This window comes from Ancylobacter sp. WKF20 (assembly GCF_029760895.1).
Classification (GTDB): domain Bacteria; phylum Pseudomonadota; class Alphaproteobacteria; order Rhizobiales; family Xanthobacteraceae; genus Ancylobacter.
The window spans coordinates 3989255-4011263 of record NZ_CP121679.1 but is presented as its reverse complement, the minus strand read 5'-3'; the positions used below and the strand labels follow the sequence as shown (position 1 = coordinate 4011263).

Below are 22009 nucleotides of genomic sequence, written 5' to 3'. Positions count from 1 at the left end.
ATATGAAAGGCTTATGCGTATCCCCCATCCATCAGCGATGGATATGAATGCGCGCCATCACCAACTTCCAGACTGATCTCCTGCGCGCCTTTGTCTGCGTCGTCGATCTCGGCGCCTACACCCGCGCCGGCGAGGCGCTCGGCCGCACCCAGCCCGCCATCTCGCTGCAGATCCGCCGGCTCGAGGAACTGGTCGGCGCCCCGCTGATCCGGCAGGTCGGCCGCAACCTGCAGCTCACCGGCGAGGGGGAGGTGCTGCTCACCTATGCGCGCGAGATCCTGCGGCTCAATGACGAAGCGGCGTCCTATTTCAACCGGACGACGATGTCCGGCGTGATCCGCGTCGGCCTGCCGAACGACTATGCCGTCGCCTTTCTGCAGGGCGTCATTACCGATTACACACGCCAGCACCCCGAGCTCATGCTGGAGCTGCATTGCGGCTGGTCCGCCGAGATTCTCGATCGCCTGCGCGCCGACGAGCTCGATCTCGCGGTCGCTATGGTCAACAATGAGGATACGCGCCACCTCTCCCGCTCCTGGGTCGAGCGGCCGATCTGGGCAGCGGCGGACGACGCGCGGCTCGACACCAGCCGTGGCATTCCCCTGGCGGCCCATCCCGAAGGCTGCGTCTACCGCGCGCGGATGATCCAGGCACTCGATGCAGCACGGCTGCGCTGGCGGGTGGCCTATTCAGGCGCGGGCATTGCCGGGCTGCAGAACGCGGTGGTGAGCGGTCTCGGCGTCAGCGCCCTCACGCGCTACACCCTGCTGCCGGGGATGCGCGTGCTGGCCGAGGCCGACGGCTTCCCGCCACTGGCCGAGATCCGCGTCGGGCTGTTCTACAAACACCCGCGCCTCTCGCCTGGCGGCATCAATCTCGTGAACCACATGATCGCCCAACTCGACGAGGCCGGCGTCTCAGCGCCGGGCCTTGCTGCTGGACGCGATCTGTTGGAACGGCAATAGCGCGCCGGGTCCGCGCCTCGGGCGGCGCATGCCGCGACCGTCGCGCGACGGAAACCGCTCACGCGGTGTGGTTCAAGCCGTTGATGTTGACAGTGAAATGGCGCGCCCGAAAGGCCAAGCATTGGATTCGCTGGGATTGCGCTATGGCCGACATACGTATTCTCCTCAACGACAGGTCAGTAAGTGAACTGAGATCGCCCCATTCCGGGCAACGTCACCGGCACGCGCATCTCTTGGGATCGATTTTATTGGGCAGCGTGATGCAATTCCCCAAGGGGTTACCCTTCAGGAGGCTTGGGAGCGCTATCGTGATGCGCACCTTGTCCGAAAGGGTCGGAGCGCAGGAACGATCGAAGGTTACCGCGATCACATAGAGCGTCTCTTCAAGGATTGGCTTGATCTTCCATTGAAAGTCCTCGCCGACGATCCCAGCAAGGTCATTGCACGGCACGATGAGATAACGGCGGAGCATGGCCCTTACATTGCAAACGGCAGCATGCGGACGCTGCGAGCCGTCTATAACCACGCGCGCAAGGCGCATCGCTATCTACCGACAGACAACCCCGCCAGCGCCGTTTACTGGAACTCGGAGCAGCGCCGCAGCACAGCAATGGGACTGAATGACCTGCCGCAGTGGTTTCAGCAGGTCGCAGCGCTGCCCAATCCCATTCGTCGCGAATTCCACATGTTCTCGCTGTTGTCGGGCAGCCGGCCGACGGCGGCACTCATGGAGGCTAAACCGCACCATCTCGACCTTCGCCGCCGAGTGCTTCATATCCCACGGCCGAAAGGCGGTGCGGACCGAGCGTTTGATGTACCATTGTTGCGGCAGATGGTTTTGTGCCTTCTGCGGTTGATGCGTTTGGTCGGCATCTCTATCCGCGTGAGGCCACGCAATGGCTGTTCCCAGCAGAGAGTGACAGTGGACATCTCGCCGAGCAGAAGGAGGCACGGCGCGTTCTGGCGAAGTGGGGTAACGATCTACGTCAGACCTTCCGGACGCTCGTTTCATCAGCTGGAGTATCCGAGTTTGACGCCCGCTTGTTGATGAACCACGCCATTCCGGGGGTGAATGCCGGCTACATTTCTCGGCACAAGCTGCTTGAGCATCATCCTCGGACCCAACAGCAGGCGATCAGCGACACGATGTTCGGATCGATTGGCGAACTGACCTGCAAGGATCAGACAGTTCGCTCCCGGCTCGGTCCGGGGGCGGCGCCGCGAGCAATAGCAGCCTCCCGCATAGCGGCGTGACTGTGGCTTGCGAACCTTCAATCACCGCCTCTTGCCAAATGGCATTTAATGATTATTTTTATGCCAATTAGGTTTCGCCATGCAGTTTGCCACGATCCAGCCAACCGCTTCCCGACCCGACATCCCCGCGATCACTGATGCGGAAGCCGCCGCTCTTGCTCGCGCGACGGTGAACCTGTTTCGGGCGTGGCAACTGAGCGACATTGAGGCCCGAACCCTGCTAGGCGATATGGCTCAGCGCACCTGGGCTCGCTGGAAGGAGGGCAGTATCGGGCGGATCGACCGCGACTTGCGCGCCCGCATGGCCATCCTGATGGGCATCCATAAGGGGCTTCGTTACCTCTTCAGCGATCCGATGCGGGGCTATGTTTGGATTCGCAAGCCGAATACAAACTTCGACGGGCGAAGCGCGCTCGACATCATGATGCGTGGCGAGATTACCGATCTGATCGACCTGCGGGCCTATCTCGACGCTGAGCGCGGTGCATGGTGACCGTGCGCGTCCGCCGCGTGGTCTGGCCACGTACTGTCCGCATCATACGTTCGATTCATCCGCCCATCGATCTGTTCGAGGATATTGCGGATCCGGCCGACTGGGAGGCGCTCGCCTCAGCTGAAGCCAAGTTCAACCCGCGCATCCGCGAGAGCATCGGCGATCTCGCCAAGGTACCCGCGGCCCGCCGAATAACCGGGCCCGGCGCCAGTTGGGTCATGGCGCCCTTCGTCCACTGCTCACCCCTACGGCCGGGCCGCTTCACTGACGGCTCATTCGGCATCTATTACGCAGGCGACTGCACCGAAGTGGCTATCGCTGAGACCATTCACCACCATAGGCGAATGATGCTCGCCACCGACGAGCCGCCCGGGTGGACGTCACAGTTCCGGGAGTTGATCGGCTCGGTCGATGCCGAGTTGGACGACGCAGCAGGCAGGACCGACTTGCTGGACCCGAATGATTACACGGCGTCCCAGGTATTTGGTGCCGCTCGGCGGACCGAGGGGTCGAACGGTGTCACGTGGCCAAGCGTACGATATTCCCATGGACACTGCATCGCCGTGTTCTGGCCCGATGTCGTGCCGATTCCGACGCAGGGCGCGCATTTCGCTTATCATTGGAACGGCCGCGTGGTGGATTACGTGAAACGGCTCGACACTGGTGCAGTCATGCGCGTGTGCTGAGACCTACGGGCGCGCAAGCACCGCGACATTCACCCGCTCTCCCGCCGTTCCTCTAGATCGTCAGCGATACCGCCCACTCGATGGTCAATGGGCCACCGCGCGCATTGTGGTTACTTGATTTGTGGCCAGCGCTCCAAGCCCATACCAACAGAATGGAAGAGCAGACGTTAGACCGACGTCACATCGAAATGTTCGAAGTGCCACGTTTCCGCGATACGGCCGTCGCGCAGCCGATGCATGTCCATTCCTGAAAACGTCACCTGGCGACCAGAGGGGGAATGGCCGAAGAACGGCTTCACATGCCGGCCCTCAAGCCGGATGCGCACCACGACGTGATCGTCTTCCGCAACCACCTGCTCGGGCGTGATGACCAGCCCTTCAAAGGCTCCGCGAAAGGCGGCAACGACATCGATGAGTCCGTCGGGTCCCGGCTTCTGTCCGGGAGCCTCCGGATGATCTTTCCAGTCCGAAGAGAGGATAGTGCGGAACAGCGCTGCGTCCTCGCGATTGAACGCATCGTAGAACGACGCGACGAGCGCCTTGTTGACTGCGGTCATAGTGGTTTTCCTAGTGAGTTGTGGAGGCGACGAGCGCTGCGGCCGCTTTAGCCGGTGTCTCCTGCCCCCGCCGCGGCTGCGCGCCCTCGAAGCGGATATGCCCGCTGTTGAAGCCATCGAACATCTCGATGAAGGCCGCCACGGTGCGCGGGCTCATTCCGCTGGCGGCAAAGATCGCCGACCATTGCTCGCGTGGCACCGAGATCGGGGTTACCGGGCGGCCGAGCTCAGCCGCGAGCAGGCGGGCCAACGCCTCGGGCGCCAGGTTGGTTGGGCCGGCGAGTTCGACGATCCGGCGACCCATCCAGGTCTCCGTGAGCATCTTCGCCGCCATCGCGCCAATATCCGCCACAGTCACCATAGGGACGGGACGATCAAGTGCGAGCATGGATGGAAGCACGCCTGCATCCCGCACCGGCGCCATCACGTGTAGCCAGTTCTCCATGAAATAGCCCGGACGCAGGAAGGCGACGGGGCGCGACAGGCCTTTCAGATGCTGCTCGATGAGATGATTTGAGTGGATCATGCCATTGCCAGCCGGCAGGTGCGCTGAAATGGACGACAGGAAGATGAGCTTCTTCAGGTCGGAGGCTTCGACGGCTGTGGCGACGGCATCAGCGACGGCGACCGCGCGTCCGAACGGATCAGCCTCGCCATAGGCCGGGGGGTTCAGCAAATAGGCGGCCTCCGCGCCATTCAGAGCCGCGGTCAGCGCCGCCGGATTGGTCAGGTCAGCTACGGCGACCTCGGCGCCCCTCGCCGCCCAGACCTTGCCACGCTCGTCGGAACGGACGACGACGCGCAACTTCAGTCCGGCGGCCAGCACAGCCTCTGCCGTCGCTTTCCCGGTCTGACCGGATACCCCCGCAACCACATACATGATCGAACTCTCTTTCACCTTCAGGACCGCGTGGCCTTCCACGCGTCGTATTCGCGGCGGCTGGCCTCGGTCGCCGGAAACAGGCCGAAGATCGAGCGTCCCTCGTTGATCTTCTCCTCGGCGAACTCCTCATAAGCGACGACGGCCGCAGCCTCCTCCGCCACTTCTGCGGCGACATGGGCGGGAACGATCACCACGCCCTCGGCATCGCCCACCACGATATCTCCGGGATAGACGGCCACGCCCGCGCAGCCGATCGGCAAGTTGAGATCGGCCGGGTGCAGAGTGATCGGTGTCGCGGGAGAGGCCGTCTGGGCCTGATAGGACGGCAGCCCGGTCCGTCGGATACCCGGCAGGTCGCGATAGCCACCATCGGTAACGATGCCGGCACAGCCACGAGCCTTCAGCCGGGCGATGAGCAGATCGCCGGCCGAGGCGGCGCGAGAATCGCCCCGACTATCCACCACCAGTACGGCGCCGGAGGGACACTCCTCGATGGCACGCCGCTGCACATGCGTATCGAGCTGGTAGTTCGCCATTGTGTCGAGATCCTCGCGCGAGGGAATGAAGCGCAAGGTGAAGGCCGGGCCGACCATGTTTGGCAGCGCCGGATCGAGCGGCGCTACCCCGTGCAGAAACTGGTTACGGAAACCGCGGCGCAGCAGGCAGTTGGTCAGCGTCGAGACGTTGACGGTCTTCAGGAGCGCGATGGTCTGCTCGGAGATCGTGGTCGGCGGCACATCGGTCGACGAGGTGGCGGTCATGGAGGGCTCATGGTCGCGAGGGTGGGAAGACGCACGGAGCATCAGGCCTGGACGGTGACGTGCTCTTGCACGCCGAGCCCGTCAATGCCGAGGCGCACCGTCTGGCCGGCTTTCAGAAAGACCTGCGGGCGCAGACCAAGGCCGACCCCGGGCGGCGTGCCAGTGGCAATGATATCGCCGGGTTCGAGCGTCATGAACTGGCTGAGATAGGAAACCAGATAGGCAACCTGAAACACCATGGTGCGGGTGTTGCCATCCTGATAGCGGTGGCCATCGACCTCACACCAGATGCCGAGTTCGTGAGGGTCGGGAATCTCGTCCCGCGTGACCATCCAGGGCCCGATGGGGCCAAAGCTGTCATGGCTCTTGCCCTTGGTCCACTGCCCTTGCCGCTCGGATTGGAAGGCTCGTTCTGAGCCGTCATTGACCAGGCAATAGCCAGCGACGTGGTCCAATGCCTGCGCTTCGGAAACGTACTTGGCTCGGGTGCCGATGACGATGCCGAGCTCGACCTCCCAGTCGGTCTTGGTGCTGCCGCGCGGAATTTCATAGGGATCATCCGGGCCGCAGATCGCTGTGGTGGCCTTCAGGAAGATCACCGGCTCCGATGGCACACTCTTGCCGGTTTCGGCGGCATGGTCGGCATAGTTGAGACCAATGCAGACAAACTTCCGCACCGCCCCGACACAGGCGCCCAAACGCGGCCGGCCCGGCACCAGCGGCAGCGTTGCCGGATCAAGGGCTGCGAGCCAGGCAAGGGCGTCGGGCGCGAGTGAAGCGCCGTTAATGTCGGCGACAAAGCCGGACAGATCACGAATGGCGCCGGTCGCATCGAGGAGCCCGGGCTTCTCCTGTCCGGCCGGACCATGGCGCAACAGCTTCATCAGTTCCCCCAGCTCGATACATTCAGATAATACGGGAAGTTGAGACCACTTCCACTCCAGTGATACTCATGTAATATATCTAGACGCATGTCAGGGCAAGTGAGTTCCGGGCACGCTTGGCGCCAGATGGTGAGGGCCAATGATCGGCCGGCACGAGCGTCTGCAACGGCGCCGTCAATCCGGCGGGGCCGCGACATGCACATGATGTTTTAGCTGGGTGCGAAGGAGTGGATTGATGAGCAAGCGCATCGATGCAGATGTCGTTATCGCGGGTTCTGGTGCCGGCGGAGCGACGGTAGCGGGCGAACTTCTGCGCGCCGGAGCGCGCGTGGTTGTCGTCGAGGCCGGTCCGGTTCGGTTCGGTGCGCCGGGCCTGCACGGCCGCAACCTCGACACCTCGGAGGCGGCACTGGCCGATTTCGGCAAGATCATCGCCAAGGAATGGGTCTACCCCTGCAAGGCGAACGGTCCGATCAAGGGGCTCGACGGGCTATGGGTGTCTCACGGCGTGGGCGGCATGTTTTCGATCTTCTGCTCGAACCTGCCCTACCCGGACGTTGCTGAATTGCCCGAGTGGATGAGTGTTGACGAATGGACACCCTATCTCACCCGCTCTGCGGCGCTGCTTCACGCCAATGCCGACATCTTCGGGCGCGGCGTGCGCGCCGGCCGCATCCTCGACCGCGTGACTGCCGCCATCGGCCGTGACCTCACCGGCCGGCCGGTGCAGCACATGCCGATCGCCGTGCGCGAGACGCCGACGGGCCTCAAATTCACCGGCGCCGACGACCTGCTCGCCGGCGAGTATAACCCGGACAACCTCACCCTCATCACCGATCATGTCGTGCGCCGCATCGAGGCCACTGGAAGTCGTGCGACCGGGCTCGTCATCGCCCCGGCGGCTGGCGGCGAGGAAATCACCGTCAACGCCGATGCGGTCGTGATCGCCGCCGGGCCTATAGCGACCCCGCAGATCGTCGCCGCCTCGAAGGTGGATGCCGGTCCGGCGCTCGGCCGCTACATTCTCGACCACCCGATCATCTCTACCCGCGTTCTGCTGAAGCCGGAGATTGTCGCCGAGGTTCCCGCCAATGATCCGCTGTTCTCGGTGTGGGTGCCATTCAGCAAGGACCATCCGTTCCAGAACGAAGTGTTCCGCTTCCCGCAGACGCCACCGGCCGGCACGCGCGACGAGGACGGCGCCGATGTGGCCACCTTTGTCGCGATGGAGGTGAATCCGGACAATCGGATACAGTTTTCTGCGACCGCCTCGGATGGATTTGGCCTGCCGGAGGTTGCGGTCACGCTGGTGCACTCCGAGGCGGACCAACGCCGCATCGCCGCCGCTGCCGCTGAAAACTACCTCGTCAGTGCCGCCGTGTCGGACACACGCCAGGGCTGGTTCCCTGTCCTCTACAAAGCCGGTGGCTCCGCCCATCTCATGGGCTCGTGCCGCATGGGCCCGAAGCCGGATGGCACCAGCGTCGTCGACCGCAACGGCCGCTTCTGGAACTACGACAACCTGTATGCGGCGGGTAACGCCACCCTCGCCGTGCCGAGCGGCGCCAACCCAACCTTCACAACCGTCGCCGCCGCCCTTATGACGGCGGACCACATCAAGGCCACTCGCTCGGCGAGTGCGGCCGCCGCCTGACGCGGCCCGCCACCGACCCGAACAAGAAAACCCGCGACGGACGCCCGTCGCGGGTTTTTCATTGGCGGTCGATAGGGGACCTCAGCCGAGGCGTGGGGCGATGACCGCCAGCAAGCCGCCGATCAATGCGACGTGCTCGAACAAGAAGAACTTGTGAATGACTTGCTCGTGCGGATCGGGGTAGGTCCAGTAGCGGTGGAACAACGCATCGGCGAGTGCGGTGAAGACGATGAGGATCGCTGCGCCATAGACAACCGTACCGGGTATGAGCAGCAGCACGGCCCCGACGAACGACGCGATGAGCCCCAGCACCAAAGCAGGGGCCGCCGGGCCTACGCCGATGCGGTTGAACTCGGAGATATGGTGTCCCCAGGACGTGTAGTTGAACCAGGTGGCCCAGATAAAATAGAAGGCAATTCCCAGACGGCCGATGAGATCGACCCAGTACCCGCTGCCCATTCTAGTGGCTCCCAATGGTGTCCGGCTGTGCCGGATCAGGCGAAGAATTTGATGCGAATCTGGTCCGCGACCAGCGACAGGATCAGCACCGCGCCGAGCACGATCTGCTGAACATAGGATTCGACGCGGATGAGGTTCATGCCATTGGTCAGCAACGTGATGAACAGCGCGCCGAGCACCACGTCGCGCACCCGCCCGACGCCACCGAAGAGCGAGATGCCGCCGATCACGCACGCCGCCACCGCCTGCAAGGTGAAGGGCTGGCCGTTCAGCGCCTCCGCCGAGCCGGAGCGGGCGACGAACAGGATGCCGACCACGGCCGCCATCAGGCTGGAGAGGATGTAGGCGAGGAAGAGCTGGCGCTTGGTGGCGATGCCCGAAAGCTGCGCCGAGCGCATGTTGGAGCCGACAGCGTAGAAATAGCGCCCGACCGTAGTGCGGTTGAGTAGCACCCACACCACCACGAACAGCACGAGCGTGGCGATCATCGGCGGGGCAAGGCCGACGAAGCGGCCATAGCCGAACACGCGCATGAAATCGTCGGGAACGCCAGTCACTGGCAGGCCCTGCGTCAGGGTCAGCGCGATGCCGACCAGGCTCGTGCTGGTGCCGAGCGTCATCATGAAGGGCGAGACGCCGAGCACCGCGACCCCGAACCCGTTTACCGCTCCAACCAGAAGGCCCGCCGCCAGGCCGGCCGCAACCGAGGCGAGCGCTGCCAGCACGATGGCATCGGGATGACCGCGCAGCACCGCGAGCAGCACCAGCGCCGAGACCACGCCGGAAAAGCCGACCGTTGAGCCTGCGGAGAGATCAAGTCCGGCGGTGAGGATCACGATCATCTGCCCCATGGCGAGAATGATCAGGAAGGTCGACTGCCGTCCGACATTGAACAGGTTGCCGCTGGAGAGGAAACGCTCCTCCTGCAGCGCGAAGAACAGCATGGCGGCGATCAGCAGGATCGGCAGAATGCCGAGATTGACGAAGATCCAGCGCGTGCTTGCCTTGAGGCTGACGCCGGGCGTCGTACCGGTCGCGACCGGTTGCGTATGAACGCTCATGTCAGTTTCCTTGCGTGTCGAAGAACCCGGCGAGGATTCGCTTTTCGTTGATCTCGGACCTTTTCATGTGGTCGACGACGTAGCCGGCCCGCACGACATAGAGGCGCTGGCTCATGTGCATCACCTCGGGAAGATCCGAACTAATGATGATCACCGCTGCGCCCTCTTCCACGAGCTGCTTCATGAAGCCGTAGACTTCGACACGCGCCGAGACATCAATGCCCACCGTCGGCTCGTCGAAGATGAAAACGCGGGCGGAGCGGGCGAGCGCCCGAGCGATGAGGATCTTTTGCTGGTTGCCACCGGAGTAGGTACCGACATGACGCCGGAGGTCGAAGGGCCGCACGCTCATGCGCCCGCCCATCTCGCTGGCGAGGCGCTTTTCGGCACCGAGCCGCAGCCATCCCATGCGCGACAGCTCGGGCTTGGCGAGGCTGGAGAGTGTGATGTTCTCCTGCGTCGAGCGCAGAAGCATCAGACCCTCGCTGCGCCGATCCGAAGTAATGTAGCACAGGCCGGCATTCAGCATGGCGCGCGGGTTCGGCCGCGCCACCGGCTGGCCGTCCAGCATCACGCGGCCGGCGGCGATCTCGCACAAGCCGAACACTGCGCGGCCGATCTCGGACTTGCCGCAGCCCACGAGGCCGGCAAGCCCGACGATCTCGCCCGCGCGCGCCTCGATCGAGGCCTCCTGCACGGTGCCGTCGGTGGTGGCGAGGCCACTCACTTCCAGCAGCCGGGCGCCGGACGTCGTCTCGATGTGCGGATAGAACTGCTCGACCGGACGGCCTGTCATCAGCTCGACCAGCCGCTCATGGTCGATGTCCGCGGGCACGGTGGCGATGAGCTGGCCGTCGCGCATCACCGTGATGCGGTCGCCAATTTCGCGGATCTCGGACAGGCGGTGGGTAATGTAGACGATACCCACCCCTTCCCCCCGCAGCCGCCTCACAAGCTCGAACAGGAGTTCGGTCTCACGTTCGGACAGAGAGGCGGTCGGTTCGTCGAGGATGAGGATCCTCGGGTTGGTGAGCAGCGCCTTGGCAAGCTCGACCATCTGCTGCTCGGCGCGCGACAGGTGATGCACCAGCGCCCTGGGATCCAACGTAAGACCGAAGCGCTGGAAGATTTCCCACGCCTTGCGCCGTCTTGCGCCCATGCGGATGAAGGGGCCGCACCAGCGCGGCTCGCTGCCAAGAAAGAGATTCTCCTCAACGGTCAGCGAGGGGGCGAGGCTGAACTCCTGAAACATCGCGGAGATGCCATGGCGGCGCGCATCATGCACGTCGCGGAAACTCAGTTCCTCGCCGTCGAGAGTGACAGTGCCGCGGTCCGGGCGCAGTGCACCGCAGATCACGTTGATCAGCGTCGACTTGCCGGCGCCGTTCTCGCCAAACAGCATGTGGACTTCGCCGGCACGCAGTTCGAAGTCCATGCCGCGCAGCGCGTGGACATTGCCGAAGGACTTGCTAACGCCGGCCATGCGCAGGCGAGGCGGTGGGGCGCCATCGGATGCGTCCGCCGTTGAGCCGGCCGACATGTCGTCAAGACGTTGCAAGGCGGTACTCATCGCGGCCTGTTTTCCTCAGTCATGAATGCAAATGTGCCACCCAATGGCGGCCAGCTCGGCCTCGGCAAAGGCGCGCGGCTGCGGCTCGAGCGCCGTACCGCAAATATCGTTCCAGCTATTGAGAAACGCATGCCAGGCGATGATGCCGACGATGCGCAGAAGGTCTGAGCCGTTGAAATGGCGCCCGAGTTCATCGAGGTGCCGGTCGGTGACCTCCGCGGGCTTGCGAGCGGCGGCGCGGCAGAGGCGCAGCGCCGCCCGCTCCGCCTCATCGAAGAGTGGGCTGGTCTCGAAATTCGGCACGGCCCGCAACTTCTCCGGCGGTACGCCGAACTGCGCGGCGCTGCACCCGGTATGAGCCGTACTGTACATTGCGCCAGCAAAGAAGCTGTAGGCGAAGGAGACGAGGCGCCGGATCGAATCCGGCGGCGTGTCCACATACATGAAGGCGTCGGCGCAGATCCCGATGCCCCGTAGGATAGCCGGTTCGCGACCCATGGTCAGGAAGCTGTTCGGGATGTAGCCGTGATCGGCAAGAACCGCGGCGATGACGTCCCGAAACGCGGGAAGATCCTCGGGCCGGGCGGGCGCTATACGCGGCATCTTACTGGTCGAGACGCCAGCCAATGGGTGCGAGATGCTCGCGCGCCCAGGCCAGCGGCTGATCCTCAAGAGTGGTGGCGAGAATCTCATTCCACTTGTTGAGGTAGGCCATGTAGCAAATAAGCCCGACGATGAAGAGCGTGCGCTTCTCGCCGAAATGCGTCACGACATCTTTGACATCGGCATCGGTGACTTCCGAGGGCGTGCGCGCCGCATGACGGCACAGCCGAAGCAGAGCCCGCTCGGCACTGTCATAGAGGGGCGAGGTCTCGTAGTCCTGGATCGCTAGGATCTTCTCCAGCGACAGACCGAGTTCCGGCGCACCGCAGGCACAGTGAGCAGAGCTGTAGGGCACCCCGGCAAACTGGCTATAGGCCCAGGTAACGAGGCGGCGCACCGGCTCGCTCACCGTATCGGGATACCATGAGGCGTCGGACAGGGCACCCGCCGCCTTCAGGATCGCGGGATCACGCGCCATGGTCAGAAAACTGTTGGGAATATAACCGATGGAATCGATCATCCCCTGGAAGATAGGCTCGAATTCAGGAAGATCTTCGCGCATCAGTGGCTCGATCCTGGCCATCTCAGTTCCTTTTCAACGTCGTTTAGGCGATGCTTCTGATGGGAGGGAACACCGAAGCCTTCCCTCCCCTTTAGCCCTCACTCAGTCGACCTTGAACTGCACCTTCCAGGTCGACGGAGCGACATTGGCTTCGATAGCCTTGTCGAGCGTTGACTTGTCGACCAGCGTCACGTCGGGGATCGCATCCTTGTAAGTCAGCTTCTTTTCGAGCGCCCGCACCGTCATGTCGATCAACAGCTTGTCGATGATGACCGAGTTCTCGACGACGACGCCGGCGACGTCGCCCTTGCGGATCGACGGCATCAGATCGGGCGTGAGGAAGGTGGCATAGAGGCCGACCTCACCCACGCGCCCCTGTTCGCGCAGACTGTTGATGGCGGCTTCGGTCGAGCTACCCATTCCGATGATGTAATTCAGCTTGGGATAGGTAACGAGCACATCTTCGACGAGCGGCTGCTGGTCGAGACGGCCGGCCTGACCGTAGACCACCTTTTCGATCACGACGTCGGAGCCTTTCACTGCCTGCTTGAAGCCGATAACGGAGTCTTCAGCCCATGGAATTCCGGCCGGCCCGGGCATCACGACCACGGAGACCTTGCCGGAACCGGCGGGATGCTTCTCTGCCAGAACCTTACCGATCTTCTCACCGACGCCGGTGTAGCTCACGACGACGCGCGCATCGGCCTCGGTGTCGACGCCGACATTGTTGTCGACCACCACGACGCCCTTGGCACGGGCCTCACGGATCTTCTGGCTGAGGCCACTGGTCGACACGGCGAAGACGATGATCGCATCGGCACCGAGCGTTACACAATCGTCGAACTGGGCGAGTTGCTTGTCGACATTGCCATAGCCGCCAGCATCATAGATGGTCAGTTTGGCGCCAAGACGCTTGGCCTCTTCGACCGCACCATACAGATAAGCGCGCATGATGTCGTTGGTGGTGTGCGGCACCAGATAGCAGATGTTCCACTTCTTGGTCACATCCTTGGGCGACAGCGCCTGATAGTCCACCGGCTTGCCAACGAACGGCTCGACGCCCGTCTTGCGCGGCGGATCCTGCACGAGCACAGGGAAGCTCCAGCCTGCCGTATCAGCACGCAACCCAGGCGCCATGACGACCAGGGCGCTCGCGGCCATTGCGACCCCCAAGCAGAAACGACCCAGCTTGACAGTGATATTCATTATAAGCACCCCTCTAGTGCATTTGATATATCATGATAGTATCAAGGTCTCTCGCCTTGTCAACGAGGCAACGCACGATCCCGCGCACTTCACGAACGTAGCCTATCCCTATGAAAAATCGTGCATTCCCCCTGAATCGGGAAGGTCGAACGATGGCTGCGTTCAGCGAAAGATCGTCAAGATTAAAGCCGCCGTTCAAGCGAATGCACCGTGACGCGCGCGGCTCTTGCCACCGATGCGATATCCCGACTAACCGAGAGATGAGCCATGGGCGAACGACTGCAGCGCCGATCGCGGGAAGACATGCCCGAGTTTGAACATGTCTTCGCAACGCTCGAGCAGGATCAGGGCTATGTCTCGCGCAGCCTGTTCATGTTAGGGCGCGACGCGGGGCTGCTCACCGCTGTCGGGCTGATGCACGAGGCGGCCTGGTATGCGCCCACGCTCGACCCTGCCGTCCGCGACTTTGCCGCTTACGCCTTCACCATGTATCGGCGAGCACCCTACAGCGCCGCGCATTGTGCGCTGAACGCCGAACGCCATGGCATCCCACGCGTGAAGGTCGTCAGCATCTTCGCACCAGACAGCGATATCTACGATGCGCGCGAGAGAACTCTACTCTCCTTCTGCGCCGCAGCCGCCACCACTCCCGGCAGTGTGGACGGGGCAGCCTTCGCCGCGCTCTCCGTCCATTTCGACCAGCCCGCCCTCCTCACCTTGACGGCGCTGATGGCCATGATGAGCTTCCTCACCACGTGGAACGCCATTATGGGAACGGCGCTAGAGGAGACGCCCCTTTCCTACGCGCGCGAGGTGCTGGCGCCAATCGGCTGGGACGTGGGAGTACATGCCTTGGATGTTCGTCGAGAAGGCCATCAAGCTTAGCCGCACCGGCCCGCAAGCCGGGCGAGCCAGGCAGGGATCGGACCTGCCGACGGCAGGAGGTTGAGATCACTCACGACGGCCAGCCAACGGAAGGCGCTCGCGACGATGTAGTCGCCATAATCGGGACCGTCACCACCGAGAAAAGGCTGACCGGCAAGCAGCGTGGCGAGCGGCGCCAACCCTTCGTGAAAAGCGGGAAGACGTTCCGCCCTCCCCTCCTCTGCGACCTCCAGCGGCACGCCGAGAAAGCTCTCCCGAGACCGCCGGAAATAGGGCTTGTCGACCTCTTGCAGGCGCCCCCACATGTCGGCGGCGACCATCCCGAAGGTCGGGTTATGGATCATTGACTCAGTCCACCCGTCGAGGAACCGCGCAAAGGACAGCCCCGACTCGCCGCGCATCAAGGATGGCCGATCCGGATAGGCCGCATCGAGACGGCGCGCGATATCGAAACTCTCGATCCACCATTCACCGCCAGTGTCGAGTATGGGCACGCGGGTAAAACTGCCGTCGCCGACGGTTGCGATCTGGGTGTAGGCGAGCGGCGCCGTCTCGAACGCCAGGCCCTTGTGGGCCAGCGCCCATTTAACGCGCCAGCAATAGGGCGAAAGCCGACGGTCGTCCGCTCCGGCCACTTCGTAGAGAATCATGAATGAAAGGCCCTTCCGGCAACCAGAAGCCACAGCACCAGATCAGTTCGGCCCGAAGGTTTCTTCGAAGACGAGGAAGGTGAAATCGGCGGCTTCGTTACGCAGGTGACGCAGGCCTTGATATTCCTCGGTGTCGAACCAGCTACGCGCTGCCTTGGCGTCCGGAAAGCGGAAGATGGAGATACGCTTATGCGTATGCTCGCCAATAAGAACATCGGCGAGTTCGCCAGTTGACACGAACTCCCCTCCAGCGGCGGCGACATAGGGCCCCGCTCGCTCGATGTATAGCTGCAGCTTCTCCGGATCCTTGACCGTTCCGTGGGCAATGAAATACGCCGTCATGATCCACCCTCCGTGATGCGGCACGTAACCGCGTAAAACATCGTCATCGTGCTCGCGGACGCCCCCGCGCGAACGCGCCGACTAGATCTTGGCCGACATAATTCGCCGCCGAAGCGATTCAATGTGCTCGCGCATGGCATCGGCGGCCGCCTTCCCGTCACGGCTCTTCAGCGCCTGCATCAGCTTGTCATGCTCCGCCTCGGTCACGCTGTAGTCGCGCGCCTGCCAATGAGGCAGGAACCACATGCGCGACATCCTCTCCTGTATGGGACGCAGAAACTCCACAAGCAGCGAATTGCCGCCGACTTGGGCGATGGCGGCGTGGAAGCGTCGATCGACTTCCATCATCGGCGCTTTGTCGCCGTCCTTCTGTAGTTTGCGATACTGCGCCATCAATGACTCAATCTCGGCCATCTCCGCGGTGGACGCTCGTTCGGCACACTGCTCGGCGAAATAGGGCTCGATCAGCATACGCGCCTCGAGCGCCATGAATATCTCGGCCAATGACTCGGTGCGTATGAGGATGCCCTTACGCGGAATGATGTCCAGCAGGCCCTCTTGATGCAACCGGTGCAGAGCTTGATGCACCGGCGTACGGCCGAGCTTCAGGTCGGCGCAGATGCGTGCCTCCTGGAGAAATTGACCCGGCACGTATTTGGCCGAGATGATTCGCTCCTTGATCAGCTGATAGGCATGCTCCGTGAGAGAGCCCCCTTTCGGGGCCGACGCCCTGCGCTTGCGCGGAGCCGAGGCCTGCCGGTTTTCCCCGGTCGCGACTAGAGCGGCAGCCATTTACCAACCTCGTATCTGATTGAAGATGTGCGCATAATATTTCAGCATATTGCACACATGGATGCGACAATCCAGATCACTCTCCCCCCGGGCGGACCGATGGTAGACGGAGGCTCAGCCGGCACTGGCTCCGAGATGGGCGATGGCTTCGATCTCGACAAGAATTTCCGGGCTCGCCAGTGCAGCAACCTGCACGAGTGATGCGCATGGGAAATCGCCGGTAAAGAACTCTCGGCGCGCCGCCCAGACTTTCTCGCGCTCGGCAATGTTGGTAACGAAAATCGTCAGCTTGACGATGTCCGCCATACGACCACCTGCTGCCTCGACCAGTGCCTTCATCTTCTCGAAGATAATGCGACTTTGCTCGTACTCATCAGTATCGGCAATGACGTTAAAGTCTTTGCCGCGGGCTGTCAGCCCAGAAATATAGGCGATAGAACCAACCGCCAAGCAGTTGGACCACAATCCGGGCTTCGCCTCGGTCACCGAGGGCGCCACAATGCGTCGAATGGTGCTCATTCTTTTCCGATCTGGACGCGCGCTACTTCACGCCTTGGCGAGGAAATCACCGATCGTTTCATCGGTGTGGAATACAGGCTTCTCATAATAGTGAGGACCGTCATAGACCTCCACCAACAACGACCGCTTAAGTGCTGTCGTCGGCCCATGCGGATGGTCCTTCGGATTCATGTAGAAACTTCCCGGCTGCAGAACCATCGCCGAATCCGTGTAGCTGTATTCACCTTCAAGGCAGTACATGAACTGGTTCGAGGCATGAGAGTGCTTCACCGGAATCCCGCCGCCAGCGGCGAAATCAAGAAGCGCGATGCTGGCGCCTGTCGTGGGATGCTTCCAGAGAAAATACTGACGGAAGCCATATTCCGGGAAATCGATCCACTTATCGGGGTCAAGGGTGGTGGTGTCGATCAAGACTTCCAGGGTCATCGATGTCTCTCCTCAGACGATAAAAGTCGTCCATAACTGCCCCCGTTGTCTGGGGCAGCACATGTCGGTCGGGTTGTTTCGGTGCGCTCAGTCGAAGAAAGACGGCGGAGGAGCCATGCCCCATTGGGTGGTTTCATCGGCCGTGCCGACAAAGAACACCGGATTATAATCGTCATTCACCAAATCCGTATCGGTATAGTGCTCGATGCGGTTACCGAACGGATCCAGCCAGTAGTCGTAGATCAGGCTACCGAGATAGTGGCGGCCATAGCCCGCATCCAGTGTCCAGCCATTCTGGACGAGATATTCGTGCCCGGCGACCACAGCGTCGAGGTCCAAGACCTCGAATGAAGTGTGGTGGCAGCCGAAATTCTTCGACTGGCTGATGAGAATGCAATGATGCTCGACGAACTCCTGCCCGCGATCATGGCGCAGGAAGCTCCCCATGACGATCGGGTCAGGATCGCCCGGGGCGCAAAGATGATCAGAGGGGATGAGTTCGAAATATTTGACGAACCAGTCGATCTCCGTCTTCGCGTCCGGCACCCAGAGCACGAAATGACCCACGCGCAGCACCGGAGTTGGCTCGGCACGCTGGCGGACAGCGCTGTTGAAGCGCAGATGCTCGGAAAAGACGTTCATGCGGTAGGAGCGCCGCGCCGGCAGCTCGACCACGCTCGCCACGCCGTATTCGAGCCAGATATTATGGCCAGACGGCGTTTTCAGCGTTACGCGCCAGCCCCCGCCAGGGCCGTTGATGGGCTCGACGCCGGAAGCGCCGGGAATCTGCGTCGCCTTGTTCAACTCATCCAGGCTGCCCACATTCCAGCCGCCGCCGATGAACTTGTTCTCCGGCCCTTTGTAGGAGACATGGATGTGATGCGCCGCTCCGGTACCGCGCATATAGAGCGCGTCCTCGGTCCGGGCCGAACGCATCATGCCGAAGTCGATGAGGAAACGCTCCATCAGATCGAGGTCAGGAACCTGATAGGCGGTGTAGGCGACCTCTTCCAGCCGAATGCGAGTCATGGGTAAAGCGACCTCCAAAGGCAACCTAATGACATTATGATATATCAGAACAACTGTCTAGACATATGAAGCATCCACCGTGCCGGCACCCGCCATTATGTGGGCCAGAAGCACGGCCGGCAGCACCGGCGGCATCAGGCTGTCGAGCCCGGTAGCCTCACGAAGCGCGGCGGTGAGCGCTGCGGCGGCAACGTTCATCGCCGCGTCCCGCACATCTTCCGGCATGAGGGGCGGACCCGCCAGGGGCACCTCGACCATCTCCATGTGCGGCATGTCGTAGACCGAGGGGAGCAGTTCGGCGCCGGCAAGACCGCAACCGTGCCAGGTCGCCGGCTCCTCCCCGCTGGCGCGCAGCGCATGCACCAGCCCCTGTACGACTCCAGCTTCCACCGCGCGTCGCAGCGGCGCAGTGCCTGCTCCCGCTGGCGTGGCAAAGGCGAGCGTCAGGCGCAGCACGCTGGCCACTCCGGTGTCCATATCCACGACGGCCTCAACGAGAACGACCAGCGGCACATCGCTGCCGCCGTCGGCGGCGCTTGCCAGCCCGATACCGCGACGGTAGCGGCGGTCAACAATGTGTGGCCTCCCACGGGCCTCTTCCCAGCCGTGGCACAGCTCCCTGGTGGCGAGGCAGGCGATCAGTGCATCACTGCCGCCCTGCACCTGCCTGTGTTCGAGCGGCGATCGCTGGGCGTCACGCGCGGCTGCGTCGACCGCCCGACTCGCCTCTGTGAAGCAAGCGACCCGCTTCTGCTCGGCGATCCGTGTTGCCGCGAGACCTGCCGTCTTGTTCATGACTGCACCTCGCGTGCATTGACGATATCGCCCGCAGCCTCCTGGACCGCGGCGACGATGTGGCGATAGCCCGTGCCACCGCACAAATTGCCCGCGAGTCCGCGGCGGACATCCTCCACCGTCGGGCGTGGATTGGCCGCCAGCAACGCCGCAGCGGCGACCAGCAGTCCCGGCGCGCCATCGAGCGTATCGACCCCATGGGCGTGGAAGCTGCGCCGTAGCGGGTGCTCGCCTCCCCCCTCGCCGTGCAAGCCTTCGGCCGTGGTTATCGTGCGCCCCTTCGCCTGCCGGGCCAGCATGAGCGAGGCGAGCACGGGCGCGCCGTCCAGCAGCACCGTACTGGTGCCGATCGCGCCGCTGTCGGGCTCCGGACGCACCGAGGTGAGCCCCAGTTCACGCACCAGCACGGTGCTGAGAAGGTCGCCGGGCCGAGCCACACATCGGTGGGTCGTGCCATTGACGGTGAGCTGCAGGATGGCGTCCGTCATCAACGTTCCTCCATCAGCGAGGCATGGTCGTCAAATGGATCGTGGCGCGAGCGGGCGCGGCTGGCCGCCTGTTCGAGGGCGTCACGCATCAGCACCTGCAGCCAGCGACGGCGCACCGTGTCGGCGGGCGCGGCACCGGCCCCGTCAAGGGCTTCCATCGCATGGGCCGCCGCTTCCGCATAGGTTCCGGAAGCATCCGCCAGGCCAGGCATTGCGGCCTCAACCGCGAGGAGCCGGATCGGCCCGGTCGCGCCGCTGACAGCGAGACTGACCTCGACGATGCGGTCGTTCACGGTGTCGAGTGCCACATAGGCGGCCGCACACACCTTGTCCGATCCCGCGCCAATCTTGCGGAAGGCGCTGCCGGCGTCCGGGCTCGGACGCGGTGCGAGGATAGCGGTGACGAGCTCGCCCGGGCGCAGCACACTCAAACCGGGCGAAGGATAGAAGTCGGTGATGGCGACCTCGCGCGGGGCGGCGCGGGCCGCCTCGATCCGCAGCCACGCCCGATGCGTGGCGAGCGCCACGGGAAGGTCGTAGCAGGGATCAGCCGCGCACAAATTGCCGACCACCGTCGCCATGTTGTGGAGTTGTGGCGGCACGATCTGCTCCACCGCCTCGTGCAGAGCCGCCCAGCGTTTGGCAACCCAGATATCCGCGCCAAGCGCGCGCAGTCTCACGCTCGCGCCGATGCTGAGACCGATCTTGGGGTGGGCAAACAGCCGGTCGAGCTCGGCGATGCCGCCGAGATCGACCAGCGTACCAAGCGCCTCGCCCGTTCCGGCGCGCCGTGCCCATTCCACCCCGCCAGCAAGCGGACGAGCCGAGCCGCCGGCGAGAATAGTCAGCGCTTCGTCGAGGCGGGTCGGGGATAGATAGTCGGCGACTGGGCCGGTGGGCGGATCGGTCGGCATCTCCATCCCCGTCTCGTGTCAGTCTTGCAGCAGCTTGCGCCAGGGCGTCTCACTGCCCCAGTTGATAGCCACGCTCTGGCGCCGCATGTAGGCCTTCCAGGACTCCGAGCCCGAGGCGCGCCCTCCACCGGTTTCCTTCTCGCCACCGAAGGCGGCCCCGATGTCAGCACCGGTGGTGCCCATGTTCACCTTGGCAATGCCGCAGTCGGAGCCCCGCGCGGAGAGGAAGGCCTCGATGTGGCGGATATCGGTGCTCTGGATGCCGGAGGCGAGCCCCTGCGGCACGCTGTTATGGATGTCGAGCGCCTCGTCGAACGTCTCATACTCGATGACATAGAGGATGGGAGCGAAGGTCTCGTGCTGGACGCAGGGCCACTCGTTTTTGGCGAGGATGATGGTTGGCTCGACGAAATAGCCGGGTCCGGGAATGATGTTGCCTCCATAGACCACCTCGCCGCCCAGCGCCTTGGCCTCGGCCACCGCCTTCTCGAACGCGGCCACGGCAGGCTTGTCGATGATCGGGCCAATGAGAGTGCCGGGCGTGAAGGGGTCACCCACCTTGACCTTGTCATAGGCCCGCTTCAGGCGCTCCACGACTTCCTTGGTGCGGCTCTTGTGGACGATGAGACGGCGCGTGCTGGTGCAACGCTGGCCTGTAGTGCCCAGTGCACCAAAGGTGATGGCGGCGATCGAGAGGTCGAGATCGGCGGTCTCGTCGAGGATGCAACCATTGTTGCCGGAGCATTCGAGCAGGTGGCGGCGGCCGAGATCGCCGCTGACGATCTGGGCCACCTTGCGGCCGATACCGCTGGAGCCGGTAAAGGAGACGAGCGACACGCGCTTGTCGCGCACCAGCGACTCCGAGATCGTCTCGTCGGAGGGGATCACCAGCGAGAACACGCCGGGATAGCCGAGTTCCGCCATCGCCTGGTTGCACAGATGCTGGATGGCAATGGCGGGGAGTGCCACCTTCGGGCTCGGCTTCCACACCACGGTGTTGCCGCAGATTGCCGCGACCAAAGCGTTCCACGACCATGGCGCGGCCGGGAAATTATAGGCGGTGATGATGCCGACCACCCCGAGCGGCAGCCACTGGTCATACATGCGGTGCTCGTCGCGCTGCGACTGCATGGTAAAGCCGTAGAGCATGCGCGACTGGCCGACGGCGAACTTCGCCATGTCGACCATCTCGCCGATCTCGCCCTTCCCTTCTGTCAGCGACTTGCCGGTCTCGAGTGCCAGCAGCGCGCCGAGCGCGTCCTTGTTGGCGTGCAGCAGTTCGCCGATCCGCCCAATCAACTCGCCACGCTTGGGCGCGGGCACCATCCGCCAGCTCTTGAAGGTCTCGGCAGCCACATCGATTGCCCTGGTCATCTCCGCCTGGGTGGCGGGGGTGATCAGGGCAATGGGCTGCTCGGTGGCAGGATTGATTGAAGCAAAAGCATTTGCCGGGTCAGCGGCGGACCAGCCGTCCGGGCCGTGGCAGGCGCCCGGATTCACATCCTTCAGGCCGAGCGAGACGAGGATGTCCGCCGCAGCGGGACGGATTTGAATGTTCATGGAGGTGAACC

The 22009-nt window shown here is 63.3% G+C and carries 26 protein-coding genes; 6 read left to right on the top strand and 20 right to left on the bottom strand.

Annotation, left to right across the window (positions count from 1 at the left end):
• Positions 1-47: 47 nt before the first annotated feature.
• From AncyloWKF20_RS18630 to AncyloWKF20_RS18615, 4 genes are all read left to right on the top strand, one after another.
• Complete coding sequence (locus AncyloWKF20_RS18630; RefSeq protein ID WP_279315445.1) at positions 48-965, top strand: LysR substrate-binding domain-containing protein; 918 nt, start codon at positions 48-50, stop codon at positions 963-965.
• A 406-nt stretch (positions 966-1371) separates the two neighbouring features.
• Positions 1372-2013, top strand: a complete 642-nt coding sequence (locus tag AncyloWKF20_RS18625; RefSeq protein ID WP_347710382.1) for a hypothetical protein — start codon at positions 1372-1374, stop codon at positions 2011-2013.
• 285 nt (positions 2014-2298) lie between these two features.
• Positions 2299-2712, top strand: coding sequence for an MbcA/ParS/Xre antitoxin family protein (locus AncyloWKF20_RS18620; protein ID WP_279315444.1), 414 nt, complete (start codon positions 2299-2301; stop codon positions 2710-2712).
• The gene (locus AncyloWKF20_RS18615; RefSeq protein ID WP_279315443.1) at positions 2706-3398 is read left to right on the top strand and encodes an RES family NAD+ phosphorylase; all 693 of its coding nucleotides are present in this window, start codon (positions 2706-2708) and stop codon (positions 3396-3398) included. Before AncyloWKF20_RS18620 ends, AncyloWKF20_RS18615 begins: the two co-directional genes overlap by 7 nt.
• 167 nt (positions 3399-3565) lie before the next feature.
• Here the strand turns inward: AncyloWKF20_RS18615 and AncyloWKF20_RS18610 are convergent, their stop codons facing one another.
• From AncyloWKF20_RS18610 to AncyloWKF20_RS18595, 4 genes are read right to left on the bottom strand one after another with little or no spacing between them, the layout of a single operon-like run.
• A complete protein-coding gene (locus AncyloWKF20_RS18610) occupies positions 3566-3955 on the bottom strand; it encodes an ester cyclase (protein ID WP_279315442.1) in 390 nt (129 codons plus the stop codon).
• Between the two features lie 10 nt (positions 3956-3965).
• A complete protein-coding gene (locus AncyloWKF20_RS18605) occupies positions 3966-4877 on the bottom strand; it encodes an NmrA family NAD(P)-binding protein (protein ID WP_279315441.1) in 912 nt (303 codons plus the stop codon).
• On the bottom strand, positions 4856-5599 hold the full coding sequence (locus tag AncyloWKF20_RS18600) for a ribonuclease activity regulator RraA (RefSeq protein WP_279315440.1): 744 nt from the start codon (positions 5597-5599) through the stop codon (positions 4856-4858). The genes AncyloWKF20_RS18605 and AncyloWKF20_RS18600 overlap by 22 nt, the downstream gene beginning before the upstream one ends.
• A 41-nt stretch (positions 5600-5640) precedes the next feature.
• Positions 5641-6483 carry a fumarylacetoacetate hydrolase family protein gene (locus tag AncyloWKF20_RS18595; RefSeq protein WP_279315439.1) on the bottom strand — a complete coding sequence of 281 codons (843 nt, stop codon included), beginning with the start codon at positions 6481-6483 and terminating at the stop codon, positions 5641-5643.
• A gap of 235 nt (positions 6484-6718) precedes the next feature.
• On the opposite strand from AncyloWKF20_RS18595, the gene AncyloWKF20_RS18590 reads away from it, so the two are divergent.
• Positions 6719-8137: a GMC oxidoreductase gene (locus tag AncyloWKF20_RS18590; RefSeq protein WP_279315438.1), complete on the top strand. Its 1419-nt coding sequence runs from the start codon at positions 6719-6721 to the stop codon at positions 8135-8137.
• An 81-nt stretch (positions 8138-8218) separates the two neighbouring features.
• Here the strand turns inward: AncyloWKF20_RS18590 and AncyloWKF20_RS18585 are convergent, their stop codons facing one another.
• From AncyloWKF20_RS18585 to torT, 6 genes are all read right to left on the bottom strand, one after another.
• A complete protein-coding gene (locus AncyloWKF20_RS18585) occupies positions 8219-8596 on the bottom strand; it encodes a DoxX family protein (protein WP_279315437.1) in 378 nt (125 codons plus the stop codon).
• Between the two features lie 35 nt (positions 8597-8631).
• Positions 8632-9657: an ABC transporter permease gene (locus AncyloWKF20_RS18580; protein ID WP_279315436.1), complete on the bottom strand. Its 1026-nt coding sequence runs from the start codon at positions 9655-9657 to the stop codon at positions 8632-8634.
• Position 9658: 1 nt separating this feature from the next.
• Positions 9659-11227, bottom strand: coding sequence for a sugar ABC transporter ATP-binding protein (locus AncyloWKF20_RS18575; RefSeq protein ID WP_279315435.1), 1569 nt, complete (start codon positions 11225-11227; stop codon positions 9659-9661).
• 15 nt (positions 11228-11242) lie between these two features.
• Positions 11243-11854, bottom strand: a complete 612-nt coding sequence (locus tag AncyloWKF20_RS18570) for a carboxymuconolactone decarboxylase family protein (protein WP_279315434.1) — start codon at positions 11852-11854, stop codon at positions 11243-11245.
• Positions 11832-12413, bottom strand: a complete 582-nt coding sequence (locus AncyloWKF20_RS18565) for a carboxymuconolactone decarboxylase family protein (RefSeq protein ID WP_279315433.1) — start codon at positions 12411-12413, stop codon at positions 11832-11834. The genes AncyloWKF20_RS18570 and AncyloWKF20_RS18565 overlap by 23 nt, the downstream gene beginning before the upstream one ends.
• Positions 12414-12494: 81 nt before the next feature.
• Positions 12495-13598 carry a TMAO reductase system periplasmic protein TorT gene (gene torT / locus AncyloWKF20_RS18560; protein WP_279315432.1) on the bottom strand — a complete coding sequence of 368 codons (1104 nt, stop codon included), beginning with the start codon at positions 13596-13598 and terminating at the stop codon, positions 12495-12497.
• Positions 13599-13865: 267 nt separating this feature from the next.
• On the opposite strand from torT, the gene AncyloWKF20_RS18555 reads away from it, so the two are divergent.
• Entirely contained in the window at positions 13866-14483 is a 618-nt protein-coding gene (locus tag AncyloWKF20_RS18555; protein WP_279315431.1) for a hypothetical protein, read from the top strand.
• On the opposite strand, the gene AncyloWKF20_RS18550 is transcribed toward AncyloWKF20_RS18555, so the two are convergent.
• The 10 genes from AncyloWKF20_RS18550 to AncyloWKF20_RS18505 form a co-directional block, all read right to left on the bottom strand.
• Positions 14480-15133 carry a glutathione S-transferase N-terminal domain-containing protein gene (locus tag AncyloWKF20_RS18550; RefSeq protein WP_279315430.1) on the bottom strand — a complete coding sequence of 218 codons (654 nt, stop codon included), beginning with the start codon at positions 15131-15133 and terminating at the stop codon, positions 14480-14482. The two genes, AncyloWKF20_RS18555 and AncyloWKF20_RS18550, sit on opposite strands and share 4 nt — an antisense overlap.
• Positions 15134-15175: 42 nt before the next feature.
• Positions 15176-15475 (bottom strand): DUF1330 domain-containing protein, encoded by a 300-nt coding sequence (locus AncyloWKF20_RS18545; protein ID WP_279315429.1) that lies wholly within the window; start codon positions 15473-15475, stop codon positions 15176-15178.
• Between the two features lie 81 nt (positions 15476-15556).
• Positions 15557-16267, bottom strand: coding sequence for a GntR family transcriptional regulator (locus tag AncyloWKF20_RS18540; RefSeq protein WP_279315428.1), 711 nt, complete (start codon positions 16265-16267; stop codon positions 15557-15559).
• Positions 16268-16381: 114 nt separating this feature from the next.
• Entirely contained in the window at positions 16382-16786 is a 405-nt protein-coding gene (locus AncyloWKF20_RS18535) for a RidA family protein (RefSeq protein WP_279315427.1), read from the bottom strand.
• A gap of 27 nt (positions 16787-16813) precedes the next feature.
• A complete protein-coding gene (locus tag AncyloWKF20_RS18530) occupies positions 16814-17212 on the bottom strand; it encodes a cupin domain-containing protein (protein WP_279315426.1) in 399 nt (132 codons plus the stop codon).
• An 87-nt stretch (positions 17213-17299) separates the two neighbouring features.
• On the bottom strand, positions 17300-18241 hold the full coding sequence (locus AncyloWKF20_RS18525; protein ID WP_279315425.1) for a VOC family protein: 942 nt from the start codon (positions 18239-18241) through the stop codon (positions 17300-17302).
• A gap of 57 nt (positions 18242-18298) precedes the next feature.
• Positions 18299-19036 carry a hypothetical protein gene (locus AncyloWKF20_RS18520; RefSeq protein WP_279315424.1) on the bottom strand — a complete coding sequence of 246 codons (738 nt, stop codon included), beginning with the start codon at positions 19034-19036 and terminating at the stop codon, positions 18299-18301.
• Positions 19033-19524 carry a 2Fe-2S iron-sulfur cluster-binding protein gene (locus AncyloWKF20_RS18515; protein ID WP_279315423.1) on the bottom strand — a complete coding sequence of 164 codons (492 nt, stop codon included), beginning with the start codon at positions 19522-19524 and terminating at the stop codon, positions 19033-19035. Before AncyloWKF20_RS18515 ends, AncyloWKF20_RS18520 begins: the two co-directional genes overlap by 4 nt.
• Positions 19524-20444, bottom strand: a complete 921-nt coding sequence (locus AncyloWKF20_RS18510; protein WP_279315422.1) for an FAD binding domain-containing protein — start codon at positions 20442-20444, stop codon at positions 19524-19526. Before AncyloWKF20_RS18510 ends, AncyloWKF20_RS18515 begins: the two co-directional genes overlap by 1 nt.
• 12 nt (positions 20445-20456) lie before the next feature.
• Positions 20457-21998 (bottom strand): aldehyde dehydrogenase family protein, encoded by a 1542-nt coding sequence (locus tag AncyloWKF20_RS18505; RefSeq protein ID WP_279315421.1) that lies wholly within the window; start codon positions 21996-21998, stop codon positions 20457-20459.
• Between the last annotated feature and the right edge of the window lie 11 nt (positions 21999-22009).

Excerpts from the sequence above, each read along its gene's own strand:
- AncyloWKF20_RS18630 (WP_279315445.1), top strand. The coding sequence starts at position 48 with ATGCGCGCCATCACCAACTTCCAGACTGATCTCCTGCGCGCCTTTGTC.
- AncyloWKF20_RS18620 (WP_279315444.1), top strand. The coding sequence starts at position 2,299 with ATGCAGTTTGCCACGATCCAGCCAACCGCTTCCCGACCCGACATCCCC.
- AncyloWKF20_RS18615 (WP_279315443.1), top strand. The coding sequence starts at position 2,706 with ATGGTGACCGTGCGCGTCCGCCGCGTGGTCTGGCCACGTACTGTCCGC.
- AncyloWKF20_RS18610 (WP_279315442.1), bottom strand. The coding sequence starts at position 3,955 with ATGACCGCAGTCAACAAGGCGCTCGTCGCGTCGTTCTACGATGCGTTC.
- AncyloWKF20_RS18600 (WP_279315440.1), bottom strand. The coding sequence starts at position 5,599 with ATGACCGCCACCTCGTCGACCGATGTGCCGCCGACCACGATCTCCGAG.
- AncyloWKF20_RS18595 (WP_279315439.1), bottom strand. The coding sequence starts at position 6,483 with ATGAAGCTGTTGCGCCATGGTCCGGCCGGACAGGAGAAGCCCGGGCTC.
- AncyloWKF20_RS18590 (WP_279315438.1), top strand. The coding sequence starts at position 6,719 with ATGAGCAAGCGCATCGATGCAGATGTCGTTATCGCGGGTTCTGGTGCC.
- AncyloWKF20_RS18585 (WP_279315437.1), bottom strand. The coding sequence starts at position 8,596 with ATGGGCAGCGGGTACTGGGTCGATCTCATCGGCCGTCTGGGAATTGCC.
- AncyloWKF20_RS18580 (WP_279315436.1), bottom strand. The coding sequence starts at position 9,657 with ATGAGCGTTCATACGCAACCGGTCGCGACCGGTACGACGCCCGGCGTC.
- AncyloWKF20_RS18575 (WP_279315435.1), bottom strand. The coding sequence starts at position 11,227 with ATGAGTACCGCCTTGCAACGTCTTGACGACATGTCGGCCGGCTCAACG.
- AncyloWKF20_RS18565 (WP_279315433.1), bottom strand. The coding sequence starts at position 12,413 with ATGGCCAGGATCGAGCCACTGATGCGCGAAGATCTTCCTGAATTCGAG.
- torT (WP_279315432.1), bottom strand. The coding sequence starts at position 13,598 with ATGAATATCACTGTCAAGCTGGGTCGTTTCTGCTTGGGGGTCGCAATG.
- AncyloWKF20_RS18555 (WP_279315431.1), top strand. The coding sequence starts at position 13,866 with ATGGGCGAACGACTGCAGCGCCGATCGCGGGAAGACATGCCCGAGTTT.
- AncyloWKF20_RS18550 (WP_279315430.1), bottom strand. The coding sequence starts at position 15,133 with ATGATTCTCTACGAAGTGGCCGGAGCGGACGACCGTCGGCTTTCGCCC.
- AncyloWKF20_RS18545 (WP_279315429.1), bottom strand. The coding sequence starts at position 15,475 with ATGACGGCGTATTTCATTGCCCACGGAACGGTCAAGGATCCGGAGAAG.
- AncyloWKF20_RS18540 (WP_279315428.1), bottom strand. The coding sequence starts at position 16,267 with ATGGCTGCCGCTCTAGTCGCGACCGGGGAAAACCGGCAGGCCTCGGCT.
- AncyloWKF20_RS18535 (WP_279315427.1), bottom strand. The coding sequence starts at position 16,786 with ATGAGCACCATTCGACGCATTGTGGCGCCCTCGGTGACCGAGGCGAAG.
- AncyloWKF20_RS18530 (WP_279315426.1), bottom strand. The coding sequence starts at position 17,212 with ATGACCCTGGAAGTCTTGATCGACACCACCACCCTTGACCCCGATAAG.
- AncyloWKF20_RS18525 (WP_279315425.1), bottom strand. The coding sequence starts at position 18,241 with ATGACTCGCATTCGGCTGGAAGAGGTCGCCTACACCGCCTATCAGGTT.
- AncyloWKF20_RS18520 (WP_279315424.1), bottom strand. The coding sequence starts at position 19,036 with ATGAACAAGACGGCAGGTCTCGCGGCAACACGGATCGCCGAGCAGAAG.
- AncyloWKF20_RS18515 (WP_279315423.1), bottom strand. The coding sequence starts at position 19,524 with ATGACGGACGCCATCCTGCAGCTCACCGTCAATGGCACGACCCACCGA.
- AncyloWKF20_RS18510 (WP_279315422.1), bottom strand. The coding sequence starts at position 20,444 with ATGGAGATGCCGACCGATCCGCCCACCGGCCCAGTCGCCGACTATCTA.
- AncyloWKF20_RS18505 (WP_279315421.1), bottom strand. The coding sequence starts at position 21,998 with ATGAACATTCAAATCCGTCCCGCTGCGGCGGACATCCTCGTCTCGCTC.